General features: G+C 70.5%; 16 protein-coding genes and 1 pseudogene. 9 read left to right on the top strand and 8 right to left on the bottom strand.

Annotation, left to right across the window (positions count from 1 at the left end):
* Positions 1-129 precede the first annotated feature (129 nt).
* The 3 genes from DAETH_RS00120 to DAETH_RS00130 all read left to right on the top strand — a co-directional run bounded on the left by DAETH_RS00120 (position 130) and on the right by DAETH_RS00130 (position 3,740).
* The gene (locus tag DAETH_RS00120) at positions 130-1,185 is read left to right on the top strand and encodes an LptF/LptG family permease (protein ID WP_264775946.1); all 1,056 of its coding nucleotides are present in this window, start codon (positions 130-132) and stop codon (positions 1,183-1,185) included.
* Entirely contained in the window at positions 1,182-2,300 is a 1,119-nt protein-coding gene (locus DAETH_RS00125; protein WP_264775947.1) for an LptF/LptG family permease, read from the top strand. The genes DAETH_RS00120 and DAETH_RS00125 overlap by 4 nt, the downstream gene beginning before the upstream one ends.
* A gap of 150 nt (positions 2,301-2,450) precedes the next feature.
* Positions 2,451-3,740, top strand: coding sequence for a DUF4388 domain-containing protein (locus DAETH_RS00130; protein ID WP_264775948.1), 1,290 nt, complete (start codon positions 2,451-2,453; stop codon positions 3,738-3,740).
* Positions 3,741-4,006: 266 nt separating this feature from the next.
* Here DAETH_RS00130 and DAETH_RS00135 read toward each other — a convergent pair whose 3' ends face one another.
* Positions 4,007-4,300 (bottom strand): Lrp/AsnC family transcriptional regulator, encoded by a 294-nt coding sequence (locus DAETH_RS00135; protein WP_264775949.1) that lies wholly within the window; start codon positions 4,298-4,300, stop codon positions 4,007-4,009.
* Positions 4,301-4,436: 136 nt separating this feature from the next.
* Between DAETH_RS00135 and ahbA the strand changes: the two genes are divergently transcribed.
* Complete coding sequence (ahbA, locus tag DAETH_RS00140) at positions 4,437-5,492, top strand: siroheme decarboxylase subunit alpha (RefSeq protein WP_264775950.1); 1,056 nt, start codon at positions 4,437-4,439, stop codon at positions 5,490-5,492.
* 264 nt (positions 5,493-5,756) lie between these two features.
* On the opposite strand, the gene tkt is transcribed toward ahbA, so the two are convergent.
* Positions 5,757-7,742, bottom strand: coding sequence for a transketolase (gene tkt / locus DAETH_RS00145; RefSeq protein ID WP_264775951.1), 1,986 nt, complete (start codon positions 7,740-7,742; stop codon positions 5,757-5,759).
* Positions 7,743-8,125: 383 nt separating this feature from the next.
* On the opposite strand from tkt, the gene DAETH_RS00150 reads away from it, so the two are divergent.
* Both DAETH_RS00150 and DAETH_RS00155 read left to right on the top strand, forming a co-directional pair.
* Positions 8,126-9,064 carry a GNAT family N-acetyltransferase gene (locus DAETH_RS00150; protein ID WP_264775952.1) on the top strand — a complete coding sequence of 313 codons (939 nt, stop codon included), beginning with the start codon at positions 8,126-8,128 and terminating at the stop codon, positions 9,062-9,064.
* A gap of 85 nt (positions 9,065-9,149) precedes the next feature.
* A complete protein-coding gene (locus DAETH_RS00155; RefSeq protein WP_264775953.1) occupies positions 9,150-9,350 on the top strand; it encodes a hypothetical protein in 201 nt (66 codons plus the stop codon).
* Between the two features lie 144 nt (positions 9,351-9,494).
* Here DAETH_RS00155 and DAETH_RS00160 read toward each other — a convergent pair whose 3' ends face one another.
* The 6 genes from DAETH_RS00160 to DAETH_RS00185 all read right to left on the bottom strand — a co-directional run bounded on the left by DAETH_RS00160 (position 9,495) and on the right by DAETH_RS00185 (position 14,383).
* Entirely contained in the window at positions 9,495-9,950 is a 456-nt protein-coding gene (locus tag DAETH_RS00160; protein WP_264775954.1) for a hypothetical protein, read from the bottom strand.
* Positions 9,938-11,113, bottom strand: a complete 1,176-nt coding sequence (locus DAETH_RS00165; RefSeq protein ID WP_264775955.1) for a DUF1501 domain-containing protein — start codon at positions 11,111-11,113, stop codon at positions 9,938-9,940. Before DAETH_RS00165 ends, DAETH_RS00160 begins: the two co-directional genes overlap by 13 nt.
* 274 nt (positions 11,114-11,387) lie before the next feature.
* Complete coding sequence (locus tag DAETH_RS00170; RefSeq protein WP_264775956.1) at positions 11,388-12,659, bottom strand: DUF1800 domain-containing protein; 1,272 nt, start codon at positions 12,657-12,659, stop codon at positions 11,388-11,390.
* Between the two features lie 33 nt (positions 12,660-12,692).
* Positions 12,693-13,493 (bottom strand): LolA-like protein, encoded by an 801-nt coding sequence (locus DAETH_RS00175; RefSeq protein ID WP_264775957.1) that lies wholly within the window; start codon positions 13,491-13,493, stop codon positions 12,693-12,695.
* On the bottom strand, positions 13,490-13,765 hold the full coding sequence (locus DAETH_RS00180; protein ID WP_264775958.1) for a hypothetical protein: 276 nt from the start codon (positions 13,763-13,765) through the stop codon (positions 13,490-13,492). The genes DAETH_RS00175 and DAETH_RS00180 overlap by 4 nt, the downstream gene beginning before the upstream one ends.
* 39 nt (positions 13,766-13,804) lie before the next feature.
* Positions 13,805-14,383: an RNA polymerase sigma factor gene (locus DAETH_RS00185; protein WP_264775959.1), complete on the bottom strand. Its 579-nt coding sequence runs from the start codon at positions 14,381-14,383 to the stop codon at positions 13,805-13,807.
* Positions 14,384-14,511: 128 nt separating this feature from the next.
* Here DAETH_RS00185 and DAETH_RS00190 point away from each other — a divergent pair, with 128 nt between their 5' ends.
* The 3 genes and pseudogenes from DAETH_RS00190 to DAETH_RS00200 form a co-directional block, all read left to right on the top strand.
* Positions 14,512-15,189, top strand: a complete 678-nt coding sequence (locus tag DAETH_RS00190; protein ID WP_264775960.1) for a metal-dependent transcriptional regulator — start codon at positions 14,512-14,514, stop codon at positions 15,187-15,189.
* A complete protein-coding gene (locus DAETH_RS00195; protein WP_264775961.1) occupies positions 15,186-16,097 on the top strand; it encodes a metal ABC transporter solute-binding protein, Zn/Mn family in 912 nt (303 codons plus the stop codon). Before DAETH_RS00190 ends, DAETH_RS00195 begins: the two co-directional genes overlap by 4 nt.
* Positions 16,094-16,575, top strand: a pseudogene (locus DAETH_RS00200) (metal ABC transporter ATP-binding protein); the annotation flags it as partial. The gene DAETH_RS00195 and the pseudogene DAETH_RS00200, both read left to right, overlap by 4 nt.
* Positions 16,576-16,588 lie beyond the last annotated feature (13 nt).

Below are 16,588 nucleotides of genomic sequence, written 5' to 3' on the forward strand. Positions count from 1 at the left end.
GCGACTTCTCCGGTTACCGCTGTGACGCCCTCCCCACGAGAGGCTCCACCGTTTCCCCGGTGGGGCCTCTTTTCCATGCCCTGACCCCGTGGCGAACTCCTCAGTTGCCCTCAGGGAACTTCCCCTAGAATGCCGCCCGTGCCCGCCATCCTGATCCGCTCCGTGCTGCGCGAGGTCCTGCGGTGGTACGCGGCGGGATTGGCCCTGTTCCTCGTCCTCCAGCTCGCGGACATCCTCAGCACCACGGTCGGCCTGCTCCTCGGCTACGACGCGACGCCTTTGGAAGCTTTGACGGCCTTCGGGGCCTTCGCGCCCACCATCCTCAACCGGGCGCTCGTGCTGGCGGTGCCCTTCGCGGTGCTGCTCGCCTTCGGGCGGCTCCAGGGGGACAGCGAACTCAAGGCGATGTTCGCGGCGGGCGTGCGGCCCCTGGGGCTGGTGTGGCCGCTCGCGCTGCCCTTCGTTCTGGTAGGGCTCGTGGCCTACGTGAACGCCGGGTACGTGGTCCCCGCCGGGCTCGACCGCTGGGACCGGGCCTGGTACGGCATCTACGGCACCACCCCGCCGCCCCCCACCCAGGACAACTACACCTACGCGCCTCCCGGGGCGCTCTTCTACGCGGGGCGGGTCCGCAACGACTCAGGCGGAACCGTCGCCCAACTCGACGGGGTGCTCGTCCAGCGCGGCGGGGAGACGGTGACCGCCCAGTCCGGCACCTGGGACACGGCGAAGCACACCTGGACGGTGAAGGACGCCTGGGTTACCCGCCCCGGGGAAGACCCCCGGCAGGTGAAGGGGCCGCTCGTCTTCCCGCAGGGTGACGCCCTGAGCCTGCCGCAGCCGCCCGCGAACAAGGTGAGCACCCCGAGGCTGCGCGAGCGGCTGGCGTCGGACCGGCTGACCCCCCAGCAGCGCCGCGACGATACCTTTCAACTCGCCGCCCGGGTCGCCGATCCCCTGACGCCCGTGGTGTTCGCGCTCGCGGCGGGGGCGCTGGGGCTCCTGATCCGCAACCGGGCGGCGGCCTTCGCGGCGGTGCTCGTGTTCATCGTCGTGTTCTACGTCGTGTGGACGACCGTGCCGCAACTCGCGCGGGCGGGGGCGCTGGCGCCTACCCTCGCCGCGTGGCTGCCCAACCTGGTGTTCCTGCTGTTCGCCGGACTGCTCGCCTGGAGGCTGCGGTGAAGCTACCCCTCAAGCGGTTCGAGCGGTACGTCCTCGCCGAGATTCTCCCCACGCTCGTCGGCGCGCTCGCCGCCGTCATCGTGCTCGTGCTGCTCAGCCTGCTCGAAGACGCCATCGCGCCCCTGCTCGCCAAGGGGGCGAACCCCGTCCTCGTCGCGCGGCTCGTCGCCCTGAACGTGCCCGAGGCGGTCGCCACCGCGCTCCCCATCGCCCTGATGTTCGCCGCCCTGCTGGCGCTGTCGCGCCTCGCCGCCGACTCGGAGATCAAGGCCGCGCTCGCGGGCGGCGTCCCGGCCTCGCGGCTCTTCCGGCCCGTGCTCCTCCTCGCGGCGGGCGTGACGGTGCTCTCCTTCGCCCTGAGCGAGGTGTTCGTCACCCGCGCCAAGGTGCGCGTGCAGGAGGTGCAGCGCGAGATCGTCCTCGACAACCCCCGCGTGATCGGGCTGGGAGAGACGGGGCCGGGGGGGAGCGGCCTGGTCCTGCGTGACGCCCTGGGCCGGGCGATCAGCGTGGGGCAGGCGTTGCCGGGCGGGGAGTTGCGCGACCTGCGGATCGTGACCATGCAGGCAGGCTCGCCCCCCCGCGAGGTCATCACGGCGCGGCGCGGGCGGCTGCGGCCCGGCAGCAACGTGCTGGAACTGGAGGACGGGCGGCGGGAGACTTTTCAGGACGCGCGGCCCGTCACGGTGCTCACCTTTGCCCGGGGCACCCTCCCCGTGCAGGACGTGCAGGCGAGCTTCGAGGGGGGGAACGCGGCGCTGAGGCCCATCTACCTGCCCATCGCGCAACTCATCGAGCGGACGAACACCTACCGCGAGCAGAACATTCGCATGCCCGCCGACTTCACCGCCCTGCACCGCCGCTTCGCCGAACCGCTTGCCGCGCTGGCGCTGGCCTTTTTCGCGGTCAGCCTCGCCGTCTACACCTTCCGCAGCGGGCTCAACCTGGGGCTGGTGTGGGCGCTGCTGCTGAGTTTCGCCTACTACGCCACCTGGAGCGTCTTCCGGGTGATGGGCGAGAACGGGGCCCTGCCGCCGCCCTTCGCTGCCTACGCGCCCGACCTGATCGCCGTGCTGGCGGGCGGGCTGCTGCTGTGGCGGGCAGGTCGGCGGTAGGACGGAGGCGTCCCCAGGGCGCCCTTTCGAGACTGCCCGCGAGTTCGCTTCTCCAGACCTCACCGGCGGAACCCCCGCCCCTGTGAGGAAGCTGTGATGGTTCAATATTTACCCTTTCGGTGTCCGGCTGGGGGCACTTCTCTCGGCCCTATGGTTGAAGGAGGGTCTTGTCTGAACACGACAACTCGCGACGTCTCCCTGCTGCTCATCGGCGACCAACACGGTCTCGTCGAGCACAGCCTGCGCCGCCACGTCCCGGCGTCGCACTGCTGGACGCTCCACACCGCCGCCGATGCTGCTGGGGCGTTGCGGCAGGCATCCGGGCTCGCGCCGGACCTCGTCGTGGCGGTGTGCACCGAATCAGCGCAGACCCTCTGCGAGCATCTCTTCTCGCTGCTTGAACACGCCAAGCGAAACTGGCCCCACACGTCGTTCGTCCTGGTGGTCGCCGGAACGGTGACGAACCTGCCGGAGGTCTTCGAGCGGTACGGGGTCATGCCCGTGGTCGACGGGTCCGACGTCCCCCGGGTGGCCCAGACCATCGAGCGTGAGGTCGGCGCCCTGAGCCACGGTTCAATTCGGGGAGTGTCGCTGCCAGGGTTCCTCCAGATGATGGAGTGGGAGCGCAAGAGCCTGTCGGTGCGAGTCGAGTCCGCCGCCGGGTGGGGGCGTCTGCATCTGTTGGAGGGCCGGCTGGTGGACGCCTATGCCTTCCCGGGGGAGGAGACCGGGGAGGCGGCGGCCCTGACCATCATGGCCTGGAGCGACGTGGTGATCCGGCTTGAACGCTCCTACCACAACGGCCAGGGCACGGAGTTGCCGACCCTAACCTCGCTGCTGATAGAGGCGATGCGGCGGACGGACGAGGTGGGCCGGGCTGAACCGGTGGAGGAGAGCGTTCCCCCGCCGGGCGGCCCGGAGGCATTGGAGGAGAACGTGTTCAGGAGGCCGAAAAGCTCGACCACCCACCTCAAGAAGCCCGGGTACGAAGACCCGCCCACTCTCGGCGCCTCGGCAGCCGAACTGCCACCCCACGACCCTCTACCAGGCGCCACGCAAAGCGGCGCGAAGGAGTTCAACATGCCCAACGTCAAAGAGACCCTCAACTCCACCATGAACATCGAGGGGGCGAGCGCCGCCGCCCTTGTCGAGTACACCAGCGGCATGGCGCTGGGCACTATCGGCAGCGGCATCAACCTGGAGGTGGCCGCTGCGGGCAACACCGAGGTGGTCCGCGCCAAGCTGCGAACGATGGACGCCCTGGGTATCAGCGGGCAGATCGAGGACATCCTGATCACTCTGCACGATCAGTACCACATCATCTACATCGTTCCCGACCAGCCGCTCTTCATGTACCTCGTGTTGCAAAAGGACAAATCGAACCTGGCGATGGCCCGCTACCGGCTGCGCGCCCTGGTCAAGGACATCAGCATCCTGTAGCGCATCGGGCGGGCCGCACCCTCGGACGCCGGTTCCGGCGCGTTCCTCCGCCCGGGCCCCACGGGATGCGGGAAAACCCCCTCGTTCCTGGGGCTGCTACCTTGAGGTGGCCCCGGGAGCGGGCGAGGCACGGACGTGGGGAGGGTGAGCGGGACTCAGGCACTCCCTCCGGGCCTGCACCCGGCATAAGAGGATGTGCACCCGGTCACCCTCAACCTTCCGGAAGCGGAGGGCCTGCGCCGCTCCCGCTCCCGACTCAACTTCCTTCAGGTCCCCGCCCCCTCGTCCAGCCCCACGCCGAAGCCCTGGTCGAGCAGCGCCTCGCTGTAGGTGCGGAAGGCGAGCATCGTCTGGGTGCGGGTGATGCCGTCCACCTTTCTGAGGTGCCCCGTCACCACGTCGTCGAGGTCCTCGTAGCGGACGAGGCGCAGGATCGCCACGATGTCCCACTCGCCCGTTACCGAATACACCTCGCGCACGCTGGGCACCCCTGCGAGGGCCTCGGCGGTTTCCTGAATACGCTGGCGCTCGGCCTGCACCATCACGATTGCGGTCACCATGCCCGTATTGTGGACCATCTGGAGCTATCAGCCTTCAGCCGTCAGCAGGAGCGATGCTGAGAGCTGACGCCTGAAGACTTCCCTGACCGTTCGTTCGGGGACGTTCTGCCGCGTGGGCGGGACGTATTCTGCGCGCATGACTGCCCCTGCCACCACGCCCGCGCAGGTGACCCCGCGTGAGCAACTGTTGAACCGCATCCAGCGTGACATCCCCATCGTCCAGCGCCCCTACCGCGTCCTCGCCGAGGAGGTCGGGTTGACGGAGGAGGGGGCCATGGACATCCTGCGCGAGGTGAAGGCGGAGGGCGTGCTGCGGCAGGTCAGCGCCATCTTCGACACTCGCACCCTGGGCTACAAGTCGAGCCTGGTGGCCGCCGTATATGACGAGGATCATCTGGATGCGGGGGCTTCGGTCGTGAACGGGCACCCGGGGGTCAGCCACAACTACAGGCGCAACCACAGCTTCAACCTCTGGTACACCATCGCCGTGCCGCCCGAGAGCAACCTGGAGGCGCACGTCCAGAAGCTCCACGAGTTGAGCGGCGCCCGGATGACCCGGCTGATGCCGACCCTGCACCTCTTCAAGATCGGCGTCGAGTTCGACATGACCGGCAAGGAGGACTGGAACGCCAAGGCCACGCCGCAGTACACGAACGCCGACCGCAACATTGGTTATCAGGTGACCGATCTTGACCGCGCCTTCGTGCTGGAGTTTCAGAAGGACCTGCCGGTCACCGAGGAGCCCTACGCGGACGCCTGCGCGGCCCTGAGTCTGAGCATCGACGAACTCGCTGCCCACGCGGGGAAGATGAAGGAGGCGGGGGCCCTCCGGCGCGTCTCCGCCGTCTTCCGGCACCAGAAGGCGGGCTTCACCTTCAACGCGATGGGCGTGTGGGCCGTGCCGCAGGAGGAGGTCGCCGAGACGGGCCGCCGCATGGCCGAGTTCAAGGCGGTGAGCCACTGCTACCTGCGCCCCACCTACCCCGAGTGGCCCTACACGATTTTCACGATGGTCCACGGCCGGAGCAAGGAGGAGGCGTTCGGCAAGATTGACGCCATCGAGCGCGAGGTCGCCCCCGGCCTCGACCACGCCATCCTGTACTCGACAAAGGAGTACAAGAAGATTCGACTGGAATTCTATAAACCGGAGTTCTACAAGTGGGCCCGCGTGAATCTGGGGACCGAGGCGTAAGGATCAGAGAAATCAGGAGGGCGCCGGGGCGGAGGCTTTGGCGCCTTTCTTTTTGGAGGTGGAGGGCAAGCGGTGGGGCGTGGGCGTGCCCCTCTCTGCTGCGGGGCTTTACAAGTCCCAGCCTGCCCCACGAGGGGGGCCTCGTAGAGCTGTGCAGCAGAGAAGTGAAAAACCCGGCCTCCCACCCAAAGAGGAAGCGTTCACCCCATATCGGAAGATGAACGCCTCTCTTCTGCTGACGGCTGACGACTGAAAGCTGACCGCCTACAAAATCCCCCTCACCACCTTCACCACGTTCGGCACGCTGAAGCCGAACTTCTCGAACAGCACCTTGGCGGGGGCGGAGGCGCCGAAACCCTCCATGCCGATCACGGCGCCGCCTTCGCCCACCCACTCGTACCAGGGCTGCTTGGCAGCGGCCTCGATGGCGACGCGCTTCACGCCGGGGGTGAGCACCGAGTCGCGGTAGCTCGCGTCCTGCTCGCGGAAGACCTCCATGCAGGGCATCGAGACGACGCGGGCGGGGATGCCCTCCCCGCTCAGGGCCTCGGCGGCGTCGAGGGCCAGGCTGACCTCCGACCCCGAGGCGATCAGGATGACCCGCGCCCCCTCCGCGTCGCGGACGACGTAGGCCCCCTTCTTCACGCCCGCGTGGTTGCGGGGCAGCACGGGGAGGTCCTGGCGGGACAGGGCGAGCGCCGTGGGCCCGGTGCCGTGCTCCAGCGCCATCAGCCACGCGGCGGCAGTCTCGTTCGCGTCGGCGGGGCGGATCACCCGGGCATTCGGCACCGCGCGCAGCATGGCGAGCTGCTCGATGGGCTGGTGGGTGGGGCCGTCCTCCCCCAGGCCGATGGAGTCGTGGGTGAGCACGTAGGTCACGGGCTGCATCTGGATCGCCGAGAGGCGGAAGGCGGGCTTGAGGTAGTCGGCGAAGACGAGGAAGGTGCCCACCAGCGGACGCGGGCCGCCGTACAGCGCCAGGCCGTTCGCGGCGGCGGCCATGCCGAACTCGCGCACGCCGAAGTAGATGTTGCGGCCCTCGTAATGGCCGGGCATCAGTTCGCCCCCGTCCTTGATCGTCGTCTTCGTGCTGCCGCTGAGGTCCGCGCTGCCCCCCATCAGGCCGGGCACGACCTTCGCCAGCGCGTTGATAACCTCCCCGCCCGCGTTGCGGGTGGCGACGCCCTTGCCGCCGACCTCGAAGTTGGGCAGCGCGTCGGCGAGGTTCTCGGGGAGTTCTCGCTTGAGGAGAGCCGTCACCTCGGCGGCGAGGTCGGGGTGCGCCTCGCGGTAGCGGTCGAACATGGCCTGCCACTCGGCCTCCTGCTGCGCTCCGCGCCCGGTGGCGTCCATGTGGGCGCGCACCTCGTCGGGCACCGTGAAGGGCGGGTAGTCCCAGCCCAGGGCGGCCTTCGTCGCCGCCACGCCCTCGGCCCCCAGCGGCTCGCCGTGTGCCTTGCTCGTGCCCGCGCGGGGGCTGCCGAAGCCGATGATGGTCCGCACCTGGATCAGGGTGGGCTGGTCCAGGTTCCCCTGCGCCTGCCGGATCGCCGCCTCGATCTCGCCCAGGTTGTTGCCGTCCTCGACCCGCAGAACCTCCCAGCCGTAGGCGCGGTAACGCTCGGCGGTGTCCTCGTCGGTGGTCTTATCCACTGCCGTGTCGAGCTGCACCGAGTTGTCGTCGTGCAGCCAGATCAGCTTGCCGAGCTTGAGGTGTCCGGCGAGTGCGGCCGACTCGTGATTCACGCCCTCCTGGAGGTCGCCGTCGCCGATGATGGAGTACACGTAGTTGTCGAAGACCGGGAAGCCCTCACGGTTGTAGCGCGCGGCGAGGTGGTGTTCGGCCATCGCCATGCCGACCGTCATCGCCGCGCCCTGGCCGAGCGGGCCGGTGGTCGCGTCGAGGCCCTTGGTGTGGAAGAACTCGGGGTGCCCGGGCGTCTTGCTGCCCCACTGGCGGAAGTTCCTGATGTCCTCCAGCGGCATGTCGTACCCGGTGAGGTGCAGCAGCGAGTAGATCAGCATGGAGGCGTGCCCCGCCGACAGCACGAAGCGGTCGCGCCCGACCCACTCGGGGTTTTTGGGGTTGTGGCGCAGGAACCGCTGCCACAGCACGTAGCCCATCGGGGCCATGCCCAGCGGCGCGCCGGGGTGCCCGCTGTTGGCCTGCTGCACGGCGTCGATGGACAGCGTGCGGATAGTGTTCACGCTGAGCTGGTCCACGCCCCTTTGCTGCTCTGTGACAGTCATGCGGCCAGTGTAAGCGCGTTCGCGAAGGGTCCGGTTCGGTCTGTCTTCACCCCATCACCAGAGAAGTCTTTCCAAAAGCACATGCCCCCGCCGGACACAGGCAGGGGCACCGTCTGAAACAAGGGTGGGGGCGCTCGGCTCCCTCCGGTTCGGACGACAAGCACACCACGGCGCTTCCATTCCGGTAGCAACAGAATATGACCATGGCGTAATCCTGTCAATCAGTACGTGAATGTGACCTGAGTATGAGTCGAGGTGCATAGGGGAAGGAGACGGTCACCACGGCTGGGTCTGCCCGGGAAGGAGGCGCATATGCAGCCCTCCGCCATTCGGCCTACCCCCAGGATTCGCGTCCGGGGTCAGGGCCGTCACACCATGGGGGCATGAATCTTGCCGCCTCGACCCCGACGGAGACGCCTTTGACGGTACGCCCCTTCCAGAACGCCGACGCGCACGCCGTCGCGCGGCTCGTCACGGACGGTGTGCAGGGACACTGGACGTACACGCCGGAGCAGTTCCGCGAGAGTGACGATCCCCGGCACCTGCGTCTGGTGGCCGAGCGTGGGGGCGAGGTCGTGGCGACCCTGCGGCTGAGCCCTTTCGGCCCCGCCGCCCCGAATGCGTTGAGGCTCGACCTGGCGGGGGACGGCCCGGCCTTCACGGCGCTGTACCTGGCGGCCCTGGCCGACCTTCCGGGCGGCTTCACCCGCCTGCTGGGCGTCACACGCGAGGACTGGCCCGAGACGATGGGGTTCTTCCACGCGGCGGGCTTTCGCAACGCCTGGCAGTCGTGGGGCGCGCACCTGAACCTGGGCGACTTCGACCCCGGGCGCTTCCGCCCGCTGGAGGAACGGCTGTACCTCCAGGGCTACGAGGTCGGGCGGCTGGGCCCGGAAACCCGGGAGGAGGACTGGGACCGTCTGCACGCGCTGCACGAGACGGGCGTGCGGGACGCGCCGCGCCACCCCACGACCACTCCCGCCTCCCTGACCCGCGCTGCCCTGCGCGACACGGTCCTGCGGGAGGAGGTCACCTTCGTGGTCCACTTGCGGGACGAGATCGTCGCCAGCACCCGCCTGAGCCCGAGGGGCCGGGAGGTGGAAAGTGAGCAGACCGTCACCCACCCCGGCCACCGCTCGCGCGGGCTCGCCACGCTCGCCAAGGCGGCCGCCCTCGCCTGGGCACGGGAGGAGGGCTTCACGCGGGCGAGCACGGGCGGCGCGGTGCTCAACGTGCCCATGCTGAGGGTCAATGCCCGCCTGGGCTACGTCACCGAGGCGATGTGGGTGACGTGGGAGCGGGAGCTGGGGTACCCCGGCTAAGGTTGCCGGATCGCTCGATACTCGACCTCAGCATCTTGAGAAGTTTTATAAGGAAACCTTAATACTTTGGGAGCAAGCTGGGGGTGTGTCTCCTCTGACTCTCGAAGAACTGGTGGCCTACTTCGCGCACGCTCAGCCGGGTGACCGGACGTACCACGAGATCGACTTTGTGCGGCTGATCGAGGAACTGGGCCTGGAGAACGCCAACGCCCTTCGGCACGAGATCGTGGCCCAACTCGCGGATGGCCGCCGTATCCAGGTGATTCAGGCCGAACTCGCCGCCTGAGCGCGCTTCCGCCCGCCTCCGATTTCAGCGCCCCGCCCCGGCGGGGTTTTTGTTGGAGTCGCCGCGAACGTCGCAGAAAGCACTCGCCCTTGGCCTTCTGCCTTTGACCTTCTGCCCGCCCCATCCCCCACTTCAGCAGAAGGTCTATTTCTCCTTCGGCGCGTACTGCCCCATCCCACCCGCCGCCTCGAACTCGGCCTGAAGCTCGGCCCGGGTCCTGTCCGGTCGGTTCTGCGGGTCGCCCGGGTTCGTGCGCGCGAAGAATTCCAGGGCGTCGGGGTAGGTGTCGCTGTCCGCGTCCTTCCGCGCTTCCAGCACCCGGTAGAGCACGTCGCTGAACCTCGCGCCCGGCTCGGCCCGGAAGCCCGCGCGCAGGCTCTCGCCGAAGGGATTCCAGCCGGGGCCGCCCCCGGGGCTGAGGTGGCAGGTCGTGCACGGGACGACCCGGCGCGAGAGCTGCCACAGCGGGTCGCCCTGGTCGTGGCCGACCTGCTGGGCGGTGATCAGCCGGTATCTGGGCAGGGCGAGGGCGACGGGGGCCCCGAGGAGGACCAGCCCGGCGAGGACGGCCCCCGCTCCCCGGGTGCTCAGGCCACCCATTGCGGCCCCGCGAAGTCGCCGCCCAGGATGTCCCGGGCGTTCAGCCCCAGCCAGCGGGTGAGGGCCCCCGCGTACACGCCCCGGAAGTCCTGGCGGTAACGGACGTCCCCGCCTTCCAGGTTCTCCAGGTCGGGGCTGTCGCCGTGGACGCCGCCCCTGACCCCCCGCCCCAGGGCGAACATCACCCCGCCCTGGCCGTGGTCGGTGCCCGCCGAGGCGTTCTCGGCGACCCGGCGCCCGAACTCGGAAAAGCCCATCACGATCACCCGCTCGGCGAGGCCCTGCGCCTCCAGGTCAGCCTGAAATGCCGCGAGGCCCGAGGCGAGTTCCCCCAGCAGGGCGTCTTGCTCCGCCCGCTGCCCGGCGTGGGTGTCGAAGCCGCCCAGCGAGACGTAGAGCACCCGCTGCCCGGTTCCCGAGGCGATCAACCGGGCGGCGTCGTGCAGCCGTTCGGCGAAGCGGCCCTCGGGGTACTTCGCGCCCGCCCGGTACCTGGAGACGTTCTTCTGCATCTTCCCCGTGTTCGCCAGCATCTGCCGGGTGGCCCGCCCGAGGTACGCCGCCTCGCCCTGGCGCGGCAGGCTCAGCATCGTCTCGAAGGCGTCCGAGAGCCCCGCCGGGAGCCGCACCTGAAAACGGTCCACACCGTCAATGCTGGGGAGGCTGAAACTCTCCGCCCGCAGCGCCTGCGGGGTCGTGCCGCCCAGGTTGGAGGCGCAGAAGGGGTCGCCGATCTTCTCGGCAATGCGTCCGATCCAACCCTCCGCCCGCGCCTGCGACGGGTCCGCCGTGTGCCAGATCGCCATGCTGGCGAAGTGGCTGCGATTCGGGTTGGGGTAGCCCACGTTCTCCAGCCACGCGAGGTGCCCGGCGTCCCACAGGCCGGTCAGCGGTTTCAAGGCCGGGTGCATCCCCAGGTCAGGCGTGAGGGTGAGCACGTCCTTCCTGGGGACGGCGATGTTGGGCCGCGCCGCGTAGTACGCCCCGTTCGAGTACGGCACCAGGGTATTGAGCCCGTCGTTGCCCCCCGTGAGCTGGATGACCACCAGGGTCTTCGTCCCGCCCGCCTGGGTCGCCGCCCGCGCGAGAAAGCCCGGCATCCCGGTCGTCGCGGCGACGGCGAGGGCGGAGTATTTGAGGAAATCACGTCGGTCCAGGGCCATAGGGGAACCTCGGGGGAAGGAGTGAGAGGTTGGGGAGTGGGGAGGGGGGGCGTCGTTCCCGGGCCGTACCCCCGCTCTGAGCGTGTTTCAAAAGGCCCCTGATCGTCCGTGGAGTGCGCCGGGCGGTCGTCTGCGTTCCCCCCTCTCCTGCGGAGCTGTACCCGTCCCAGCCTCTCGCGGTGCGAGCTGTACCAGTCCCGCCGGGGGGAGGGGAGCAACAACCTCGCCCTCATCGTGCCCGTCAGAAGCCGGGGCCGACTTTTAAAACAGGCTCTCAGGCGAGTTGAAATTCCGGGCTGATCAGCGCCAGGTACGTCCGCTGCTTCGGCCCCAGCCCGTCCAGGGCGGCGGTCAGGGGTGGACGCTCGCTGCCCAGCAGGGCGAGCAGGGAGGGCGGCTCGGCGAGTTGCGGCGCCTGGGGACCGAGGGTCAGCGCCGCCGCGACCTGCATCCGGGTCAGCAGGGTGGAGTCGTTGATCCACTCGCGCCCGCCGTCCCAGCCCTTCACGGTGTCGGGCTGGAGGAGGAGCTGGCCCATCTTCCCGGCCGTCTGGGCGAGGTTGAGGATCTGCTTGGGCTCCAGCTTTGGCTGCCCGAGGGCGCGCACCGCCCCCACGATGAACTCGACCGGGCTGCGGATGACCGCCGAGCGGTTCTCCGGGGCGTAGAAGACCTCGCTGCCCAGCAGTTCCTCCAGCACCGCGCGGACGTTGCCGTTCGTGCGGCGCCAGGTCTCGGCGCTCGCCGCCACCGCCCGCTCGTCGGGGGTGTCGCGCACGAAGGCGCGGTGGAGCTTGCGGGCGACGAACGTGGCCGTCTGTGGATGGGTGGCGGCGAGCCGCACCACGTCCTCGCCTGTCAGGTTGCCGCCGTGCCCGAGGTAGGTCTTGCGGCCCGCGTCGTGCTGGGCAGGCCGGAAGACGAAGCGGGTCTCCTCCAGGTAGTTCTTGTTGCCGCGCCCGCCCTCGTAGGTCCAGCCCGTCAGCGCGCGGGCCCCCTCGCGCACGTCGTCCTCGGTGTAGTGGCCGATGCCGGTCGTGAAGAGTTCGAGGAGTTCGCGGCTGAAGTTCTCGTTGGGCTTGCCCCGGCGGTTCTGCGCGTTGTCAAGGTAGCGCAGCATCGCCGGGGACTGTGCCACCTCCAGGGCGAAGCGCGTGAAGTCGCCCGTGGCCGCGTGGCGCCTGAGCAGGGCGAGGTACGAGGCGAGCATGGGCACGTTGCGCACCTTGTCCGTGCCGATCACGAAATGGTTGCTCCAGGCCAGCGCCAGCCGCTCGCGCAGGGGGTGGGGGCCGTAGAGCAGCTCGAACAGCCACGCAGCGCGGGTAAGCTGAACTCCGGCGCCGGGCGTCGCCGCGTCGGTCGGGTCGAAGGGGTTGCCGGGGGCCGCCGCGTCCGTGAAGGCGAGCCGCTCGCGGGCCACCTCGCGGGCGTCACGTCCGGTGAGCGCGCGGGTCTGCGCCTGGGTCCCGCCGAAGGCCGTGCGCCTCAGCAGGTGGGCGGCGTCCGCGGCGGTGAGGGGGCGGGTGTGGGGAGTCAGGGGCATGGGGTCTCCGGGAAAGGGGGTGGGGTCGAGGCCTCACTCCTTGGAGCCGTTCTCCCGCACGAAAGTTCCCAGCCTCCCCCCGTCCACCGCCCGGATGTCCGCCAGGGCCGCCCGCAGGGGCCCGTCCGGGAGGTTGCCGACGAGCCACACGAACGAATCCCCCACCCTCCGCGAGGCGACGCCGGGGGCCGCGCGCACGTTCCGGGGCGCGAGGACGAGCGCGAGGACGTTCGCGCCGTCGCCCAGGGTGACCTTGAGGCCGCCGTTCTCCCGCGCGGAAATTCCGGTGGGCATGAAGCCGGGCGGGAGGCGCAGGCCGGGCAGCGCGGCCAGGACCGCTGCCCGCAGCCCCGCCGGAACGGGAGGAACCAGACGATTTATCCGAACCGGACGAGGATTCACCCGGGTAAAGACGGCCCGGCGGGCGAGCGTGCCGTCCGCGCCGCGTTCCTCGAAGGCGAGGGGCACGTTCCACGCGCGGTCCACCCACAGGGTCCAGCAGGCGGCCTGCCCCACCTTCGGCGTGAGGTCGAAACGGGTCACGTCGCGGCCAGCGACCGGGGGAGCGTCGGCCCGGGTGACCGTGAAGTGCTGATTGATCAGCGCCGGGCGGAACGGCACCACCGGCAGGCGGTCGGCGGTGCGGGTCGGCCCGGGGGTGGAGGCGGCGCGGGGAGGGAAGTACACGCTCACCTCCGCCGTGCCCCGCGCCGCCAGCGTCCGGGCCTGCCGCAGGGCGGAGGCGAGGTCGTCCGCGTCGCTGGCATGCGCCACGCCCGACAGGCCCAGCATCAGCAGGAGCAGGGGGAAGCGTGCCCGACGCACCGCCCTCACCACCCTTCCCCGAGCGTGCCCTCGTAAGCGTCGTAGGCGGCGCTGGGGGGCAGCGGGGGCGCGGGCCGCAGCACGAGCGCGCCCGTCAGGACGGCGGCCACCGCGAGCAGGGCGGGCCAGCGGGCCGTCCGGGACCGGGGGGCAGGCGCCGGGACCCGTTCCGCCGCCTGCCCCTCCCGCCGCCATGCCAGGAACCGTTCGGCGGCCCCGGCGTCCCCGGGCGTCTCCTGCCGGGCCCGTGCGAACAACGTGTCGAGTTCCCCATCATCCATGTCGCTTCCCCCTCTGTGCTCTGACTTCCGTCCTCCCCCTCAAGGCGTCACCCCCATCCCGGCCAGCAGCGCCCGCAGCGCCGCCCGGCCCCGGTGGATGCGGCTTTTCACCGTGCCCACCTCCGCGCCCGTCACCTCGGCGATCTCGGCGTAGTCGAGGCCCGAGAGTTCGCGCAGGCTGACGGCCTCGCGCTGCTCGGGCGGAAGCTGCGCGAGCGCCCGGGCGAGGCGGGCCCGCAGGTCGGCCTGCTCCCCGGCCCGGACGGGGCTGTGCGGGGCGGGGGGCTCGGGCGCCTCGTCCAGGGGCAGGTGGACGCGGGCGGCGAGCAGGCGGTGGCAGGCGTTGAGGGTGACCCGGTGCAGCCAGGTCGAGAACTGCGCCTCGGCGCGAAAGCCCCCCAGGTTCCGGTCCACGCTGATAAATACCTCCTGCACCACGTCGTCCGCCGTCCCCGGCCCGACCAGCCCCGAGGCGAGGCGGTGAACGCGCGGGGCGTGCCGCCGCACCAGGGCCTCGAACGCCGCCTCCCGGCGTGGGCCGGGGTGCGCGGCGAGCAGCACCAGCTCCGCGTCGGTCAGCTCGCCCAGGGTGTCGGGAGGAGGGCGGGTCAAGGTCACCTCACAGAGTAGGAGCGGGGACAGGGCGGAAAAGTTCCCTGCATTCGAGGGCCAGGCCGGACAGGAGGAGCCTCATCCTGAGTCCTCAAGAGCCTTGACAATTTTTTAGTCGAACCTAAAATCGGAGCATGTCGGCTCTGACTCTCTCTCCCTCCGCCGAGGATTACCTCAAACACCTGTACGTGCTGGGGCAGCACGGCAAGGTGAACACGCAGTCTCTTGCGGAGGCGCTGGGCGTGGCGCCCGCCAGTGCGACGGGAATGCTGCGCAAGCTCGGCGAGCAGGGTCTGGTGGCGCACGCGCCGTACCAGGGGGCACAGCTCACTGGCGAGGGGCAGCGGGTGGCGCTGGAGGTGTTGCGGCACCACCGCCTCCTCGAACTCTTCCTTCACCGGGCCCTGGGAGTGCCCCTGGACGAGGTTCACGAGGAGGCCGAGCGGCTGGAGCACGTCCTCTCCGAGCGGCTGGAGGCGCGCATCGCCGCGTGGCTGGGCGACCCCACCCACGACCCGCACGGCGACCCGATCCCGACCCTTGCCGGGGAGGTGCCCGAGCGTGCCGAACGCCGCCTGATCCAGCTCGCGCCCGGGGAGACGGCCACGGTCGCCCGCGTGCCCGACACGGACCCGGCCCAGCTCCGCGCCCTCGTCACGGCGGGGCTCACGCCGGGTGTTTCCGTGCGGGTGGAGCGGATCGACGCCGCGCTCGGCACCCTGACCCTTCTCCTGTCGGGGGACCTGCCCCTCACCCTCGCCCTGGGCGTCGCCGCGCAGGTGGGGGTCCACGCGGGGGAGGTGGAGGGTTGAGGGCGCTTCTCCCCGCCACGTTGCTGGCCCTCACCCTGACGGCCTGTGCGGCCACGCCGGGCGACGGGGACGTGCCAGGCGGGCGCGTTCGGGTCGTCACCACCGTGAACATGATCACCGACCTCGCCGCGCAACTCGGCGGTGACCGGGTGCGGGTGACCGGGCTGATGGGGCCGGGCGTCGATCCCCACCTCTACAAGGCCTCCGCCGGGGACGTGCGGAGGCTGGCGAACGCGGACCTCGTGCTGTACGGCGGGTTGCACCTGGAGGGCAAGATGGTGGACATTCTGGCCGCCCTGAACGCCCGGGTCCCCAGCGTCGCCGTCTCCGAGGCCATCCCGGAAGACCGGCTGCTCACCCTGGACGGCGCGCACGACCCCCACGTGTGGTTCGACCCGACCCTGTGGGCCTATGCCGCCCGGGCGACCGGGGAGGCGCTGACCCGGGTGGACCCTGCCGGACGGAGCGTGTACGAGGCCAACCTGAAGGATTACCTCGCCGAGTTGCAGGAGCTGGACGCCTGGACCGCCGCCCTGTTCCGCAGCGTGCCCGAACGGCAGCGGGTCCTGGTGACGGCGCACGACGCCTTCGGCTACCTCTCGCGCCGCTACGGGGTGGAGGTGCGCGGCCTCCAGGGCATCAGCACCGTCGCCGAGGCGGGCGGGCAAAGCGTCCGGTCCCTCGCCGCCTTTCTGGCCGAGCGGAACGTGAGGGCCGTGTTCGTGGAGTCCACCGTCTCGCCCCGGGCCGTCCAGGCGGTGCGTGAGGCGGCCCGGGCGCGCGGGCACGAGGTGGAGGTCGGCGGCGAGCTGTACGCCGACGCCGCCGGGGAACGCGGCACGCCCGAGGGGACCTACCTCGGGATGGTGCGGCACAACATCGGGACCATCGTGGAGGCTTTGAAATGACCGTGACCCTCGGGGCCGACGGGCCCCTGGCGGCAACCCACCCCGCCCCGCCCCTCGCCCTGCGTGACCTGAGCGTCGCCTACCGCGAGCAGCCCGCCGTGTGGAACGTCTCGCTGGACGTGCCCGCCGCCTCCCTGACCGCGATCATCGGGCCGAACGGGGCGGGGAAGAGCACCCTCCTGAGGGCGGCGCTCGGCCTGGTGCCCCGGCTTTCCGGCGAGGCCCTCTTCTTCGGGCAGCCCCTCGCGCGGGTGTGGTCCAGAGTGGCCTACGTGCCCCAGCGGACGAGCGTGGACTGGGACTTTCCGGCGAGCGCCCTCGACGTGGTGACGATGGGCCTGTACGGGCGGCTGGGCTGGCTGCGTCGCGCGGGGCGCCGCGAGCGGGCGGCGGCCCTGAGTTGCCTGGAGCGGGTGGGCCTCGCCGACCTCGCCGGGCGGCAGATAGCGAGCTGTCGGGCGGGCAGCAGCAGCGGGTGTTCCTGGCCCGTT

Source organism: Deinococcus aetherius (assembly GCF_025997855.1).
GTDB lineage: Bacteria > Deinococcota > Deinococci > Deinococcales > Deinococcaceae > Deinococcus > Deinococcus aetherius.